A 4,912-nucleotide genomic window follows, 5' to 3' on the forward strand; every position below is an offset into this window, starting at 1 on the left:
AGCCCATTTGTCGCAAATGTGGCTCATGTTGGCCAAGTGCATGGCGGGGATGATGTGACTGTGGTGGAATGCGAGCGAAAGAAGATAGCTTGCCTGCCCGCCACTTCGAGCGGGACACGCCGATGATCGGAGCTTTGTGCACGTCTCGCGAAGAAACCTCTTCAAGTACGCAGCGGCTGGATCGGCGGCTGCCGGACTCGCTGCATTGAGCGGTACGACGTCGGTGGCCAATGCCGGTTCGCTCGGGACCCTGCTCGATTACGCCGCCGGTGTGCCGTCCGCTCAGGCGATAAAGGCCGCCGGGTATGCGGGCGCCATTCGATACGTTTCGGACAGGCGCCCGGGCGCCGATTGGATGGTCGGCAAGCCCGTACTGGCGCGGGAAACCGACGCGTTGACTGCGGCCGGACTTCAAGTCGTTTCTTGCTATCAATTCGGCAAGGGCGGAACGGCGGACTGGCGCGGGGCCCGCGAAGCGGGCAAGCGTCATGCTGCCCGTGGCCTCGAACTACATGCGGCGGCTGGTGGGCCGTCCGGTCGGCCGATCTACGCGTCGATCGACGACAACCCGACCACTACTGAAATCACTACGCTGATCGCGCCGTACCTCGAGGGGTGGGCCTCGGTTGTCGGCAACGGAGCGCTCGGCGTCTACGGAAACACTCGCGTGATCGACGCAATGATCAGTGCCGGCGTCGGAACCTGGTTCTGGCAGCACAACTGGGGCTCGCCCGCAGGGTATGTGCACCCGCGGGCAAACCTGCATCAGTTCGAGATCGACAAGCGCAAGGTCGACGGCGTCGGCGTGGATCTGAACTCGATCCTCACTCGGGACTACGGGCAGTGGTCGTTGGCCGGTGCGGTCGGTCCGGCCCAGCCGGTCGGATCCTCGTTGCCGACAGGATCTATCGCACCATAGCGCCGAATTTGGCGAGCCAGGCCTTGGCGTCATCGGGGAGGGTGCCCGCCGCTTCCGCGGCGAGGCACCATGCTTTTGCCATCGACAGGAAGTTCATCGGGTTGTAGGCGTCTTCTTCGCGAGACCACAGTCCGTTGCCGGCGTAGTGCAGGATCGTGATGTTGGCGGCTCCGTGCTTGGATCCGTCACCCGGATCCTCCATCGGGTTGTCGATCTCGCACACGATCCATCCGCGCTGCTCGTCGACCACGAACCAGTTGGCTGGAAATTCGGTCATGCGGTGCCCGGGGAACTCCGTCATCGTGCGAGTAACCCACTTGCGTACGGCCTCTCGGCCATTGAGGGTGCCGAAAGCGTGTTCCACGTAGACGACGTCCTCGGTGAACATGTCCGCGAAGGCGTTCCAATCGCCGGAACGAGTGCACTCGACAACGGTGTTCTGGTAACCCGCGAAGGCGTCTTCGAGTTCGGTGCGTGTCCAGGTCATGAAAGGCTCCTCGGGTAGTCGTCGCCTCAAATTAGAACACGTTGCAGAATTGATTGTCGGCGATTCGATGGAGAAGAGTTCTGCGGTACCGTCGTTGGCGGGTCGGGGACCCGTTATGTGAGAGGGCACCACGTGGATATCATCATCAATTTCATCTACACACTTCTGTCGAAGTTGCAGACGGGCAGCATCGAAGGCTCTTCGGAGAAGTGAGTCCTCCGCCGGGTTGATTCCCTTACGAGACTTTCTGTTTGGGAATCAACCCGGCGAACACCATCGTCACGACGGCGGCGGCGATGGAGATCAGGAACGTGGCACGAAACGCCTCGAACGAGGGGATCACTGCGGTGCCGACGGTGATGGTCATTCCGGCCAGGACGACGCTCACGATCGCGGCAGACGTCGACGTGCCGATCGATCGCATCAGTGAGTTCAGTCCGTTCGCGGCTGCAGATTCCGTGATGGGGACTGCGCCCATGATCAAGGCCGGCATGGCCGAGTACGAGAGCCCGACGCCCGCTCCGATGAACATTCCGGCCACGGCGACCTGCCAGACACTCGACACCGTGAAATATGCGAAGGCGTAACCCAATCCGATGACGAGGGCGCCGAGCATCAACGTGATTCGCGGGCCGCGCCAAGCCGAAATTCGAGCGGAGACGGGCGAGAGCGCCATCATGACGAGTCCGCCGGGGGCCAGTGCGAGTCCCGCTGCAACCATGGACAGTCCGAGTCCGTAACCGGTGGACGTCGGTGCCATGAGCAGTTGGGGGAGCGTCAGGGAATTGCCGTACATGGCAAAACCGACGGCGATCGACGCGAAGTTGGTGAAGAGAACTTGCGGCCGGGCCGATACGCGGAGGTCCACCAGCGGTGCGTTGCGTCGAAGTTCCCACCATCCCCACATCAGGAAGCTGAGCGCGGAAACCGCAAGGAGCCCCAGGGTTTTCGCGTCGCCCCATCCCCAGGTTCCGCCCTTGGTGATGGGGAGTAACAGGGTGATCAGACCAACGGTGAGGCCGAGCGCACCGACGAAGTCGAAACGTCCCGGGCGTCGTACGGTCGATTCGGGAATGACGAACGCAACCAGTGCGATGCAGATCAGCCCGAACGCTGCCGATGTGACGAAGAGGAAGTGCCAGTTGGCATTCTGGGCGATCACCGCGGCGATCGGCAGTCCGATCGCACCGCCGACGCCGAGGGTGGCGCTCATGACCGCCATCGCGCCGGCCACTTTCTTCGGTGGAAGAACGTCACGAATGATGGCTATGCCCAATGGAATTGCCCCGACTGATGCTCCTTGAAGTGCTCGGCCGACAACGAGCACGATCAGTGAAGGTGCGATCGCGCAGATGGCCGAGCCCAGAACGACCATCCCGAGACTGACCAGCAGCATTCGTTTCTTGCCGAACATGTCGCCGAGGCGCCCGCTGATCGGCGTGATCACCGCGGCGGCGAGGAGTGTTGCGGTGACCGCCCACGAGGTGTCGGCGGGAGTGGAGTTCAGCAGGTGCGGCAATTGCGGAATGATGGGGACTACCAGCGTCTGCATCAAGGCGACGACGATTCCGCACAGTCCTAGAACGGTGAGCACTGGACCCGAGGATGCGTAGTTCGTGTCGGGGATTTTCTCGTCGACATTGGACGACCCTGCGTGAACGGACATGCGGCTCCCGCCATGGCGTGTTCTGATTGGTGCGTTCGCCCCAGTGTGCACGCTACACATCGTGTGTAGTCTGCACAATATGAGGATGGACCGGGACCCTGATCTGGTGAATATCGAGTACGAGTTGACTCTGCTCTCGCGTTACCACGCGCTCGCACAACGGGCCGAACTTCATCTGGACCGGTCGGCGTATCTACTGCTCGGTCGACTGGAATTGCAACATCCCATGAGCCTCAAGGAGCTCTCCTGCGCTTTCTCGCTCGACATCTCCACCATCAACCGGCAGATCGGCGCGCTGAGGCGTCAGGGCTTGGTGGAGCGAGTGGAGGATCCGGACGGAGGGCTCGCGCGAAAGGTCCGGCCGACGGCGCTGGGGCTGTCGAAACTTCGTGCTGATCGCGAACATTCGACAGCCGGTGTCGAAAAGGTCCTCCGCGAGTGGACGCCGGAGCAGCGTCTCGCGCTCGGTGACCTACTGCGGCAATTCAATACCTCGGTCGAAGCGCTGGAAGGCCGCGAATGGCCGCGACCGAATCAGGTCTGAGAGTGCGAGACGGATCGTAGTGAGCGGTCCGGATCGCTCGAATCCGATTCCGGCGCAATGACAACAAGTTTCGGGTGTTCTTCGGGGGCTGCATGATTTCCACGCCAGGAGAGCAGTGACCAACGTGAGAGACCGGACAGCGCGGACCCGAGACTGGCGAACGAGCCCGAACTCAGGACCGACGCCGTAGACCCGATGCTTCCGATCGAAAGAAAAGAGCCGACGCTACCGATCGACAGGATCGAGTACGCCGATCCGATCGAGAGAATGGACCCCTCGGATCGGATGGACAGTATCGATCGCGTCGACTTGTGTGACCGTATCGACTGGTCTGGGCCGGATTTCTTCTCTGGACGACCGTGCGTGATGTCCACTCGTAGATGTCCCATCTATCGGGTCTATCACGGTGATCGGAGATGCAAAAGGGACCCACCGAAATTCGGTGGGTCCCTTTCACAAGACTTCGATCAAGCTACCGCGAACATGCCCACGGTCGGAAGGAAGCTGCAGGTGATGCGATCTGCGCCTTCCGGCTGGGTGGTCAGCGAACCGCTGATCACCGAGAGAACGCGTCCGGGGCCGGTATCGGCGATAGCCGACAGAGTGGCTGGGCCGTCCGGGTTGATGCGTGCGGCGTTGGTCAAGTTCTGGGTGGCGCTGCGCTGGTTGTCGATGTTGACCCAGGTGACGGTCATCGGCACCGGCTGGTCGTCGACGGCGGGAGCCGTACCGAGAGCGGTGAAGACGAATCCGGCCTGACCGGCAGCGGGACCGGGAGGAGGCAGGTGGGCCGGGCCGGGAACGGCAAGTGCAGTTCCGACCGAATCGGCGGTGGCCGAGATGCAGCCCTTGCCAAGCGTCGGGTAGAGGAACTGCGCGATGACGGGGGCGTTCTCGTCCGGGATCGCCGGTCCGCCGCCGCCGCTGCCGTCGAGGAAGGTGATGACCTTCTCGAGGGTGGCCTTGATCTCGGGCGGAATGCCGGGGGAGTTCAGGATCGCGCGAGCCTGGTCGAGCAACGCTTGCTGCGGTCCGCCTGCAACATCGGCCGGACCTGCGGCGGCGCCGATGATGGCGGGCGCAAACGATGCGAGGAACTCGATCGGCACACTTTCGGGTGCGGGCGGTGCTGCCGGATCGGCCATTGCCTGTGCCGGCAATGCCAGTCCTGCTACTGCGGCAATAGCGACGGCGGTGAACGCCTTTCGCATACCTCGGGTTCGAAGCACTGTTTCCCCATCCTTAGTCATACCGCGCGGGCGCCTAGGCGAGCTCCGCGTTTGACGGCTCGAGGGG

The 4,912-nt window shown here is 62.6% G+C and carries 6 protein-coding genes; 2 read left to right on the forward strand and 4 right to left on the reverse strand.

Features of this window, described 5'->3' with window-relative positions; all coding sequences use genetic code 11:
* Positions 1 to 136: 136 nt before the first annotated feature.
* A complete protein-coding gene (locus RWT78_RS28270) occupies positions 137 to 919 on the forward strand; it encodes a DUF1906 domain-containing protein (protein WP_003945204.1) in 783 nt (260 codons plus the stop codon).
* Here the strand turns inward: RWT78_RS28270 and RWT78_RS28275 are convergent.
* Together RWT78_RS28275 and RWT78_RS28280 are read right to left on the reverse strand one after the other, a co-directional pair.
* A complete protein-coding gene (locus RWT78_RS28275; RefSeq protein WP_007726289.1) occupies positions 906 to 1,406 on the reverse strand; it encodes a nuclear transport factor 2 family protein in 501 nt (166 codons plus the stop codon). The two genes, RWT78_RS28270 and RWT78_RS28275, sit on opposite strands and share 14 nt — an antisense overlap.
* Positions 1,407 to 1,641: 235 nt before the next feature.
* On the reverse strand, positions 1,642 to 3,072 hold the full coding sequence (locus tag RWT78_RS28280) for an MFS transporter (RefSeq protein ID WP_234551721.1): 1,431 nt from the start codon (positions 3,070 to 3,072) through the stop codon (positions 1,642 to 1,644).
* A gap of 85 nt (positions 3,073 to 3,157) precedes the next feature.
* On the opposite strand from RWT78_RS28280, the gene RWT78_RS28285 reads away from it, so the two are divergent.
* Positions 3,158 to 3,616, forward strand: coding sequence for a MarR family winged helix-turn-helix transcriptional regulator (locus tag RWT78_RS28285; RefSeq protein ID WP_125051636.1), 459 nt, complete (start codon positions 3,158 to 3,160; stop codon positions 3,614 to 3,616).
* On the opposite strand, the gene RWT78_RS28290 is transcribed toward RWT78_RS28285, so the two are convergent.
* The gene (locus tag RWT78_RS28290; RefSeq protein WP_042448789.1) at positions 3,607 to 4,005 is read right to left on the reverse strand and encodes a hypothetical protein; all 399 of its coding nucleotides are present in this window, start codon (positions 4,003 to 4,005) and stop codon (positions 3,607 to 3,609) included. The two genes, RWT78_RS28285 and RWT78_RS28290, sit on opposite strands and share 10 nt — an antisense overlap.
* A 78-nt stretch (positions 4,006 to 4,083) precedes the next feature.
* Complete coding sequence (locus RWT78_RS28295) at positions 4,084 to 4,827, reverse strand: hypothetical protein (protein WP_003945233.1); 744 nt, start codon at positions 4,825 to 4,827, stop codon at positions 4,084 to 4,086.
* Positions 4,828 to 4,912 lie beyond the last annotated feature (85 nt).

It is taken from the genome of uncultured Rhodococcus sp., assembly GCF_963525155.1.
GTDB classification, from domain to species: domain Bacteria; phylum Actinomycetota; class Actinomycetes; order Mycobacteriales; family Mycobacteriaceae; genus Rhodococcus_F; species Rhodococcus_F qingshengii.

Bases quoted from the DNA above. Each gene is read 5' to 3' on its own strand.
- RWT78_RS28290 (WP_042448789.1), bottom strand. From the start codon at position 4,005: ATGGGACATCTACGAGTGGACATCACGCACGGTCGTCCAGAGAAGAAA.
- RWT78_RS28295 (WP_003945233.1), bottom strand. From the start codon at position 4,827: ATGCGAAAGGCGTTCACCGCCGTCGCTATTGCCGCAGTAGCAGGACTG.
- RWT78_RS28280 (WP_234551721.1), bottom strand. From the start codon at position 3,072: ATGTCCGTTCACGCAGGGTCGTCCAATGTCGACGAGAAAATCCCCGAC.
- RWT78_RS28275 (WP_007726289.1), bottom strand. From the start codon at position 1,406: ATGACCTGGACACGCACCGAACTCGAAGACGCCTTCGCGGGTTACCAG.
- RWT78_RS28285 (WP_125051636.1), top strand. From the start codon at position 3,158: ATGGACCGGGACCCTGATCTGGTGAATATCGAGTACGAGTTGACTCTG.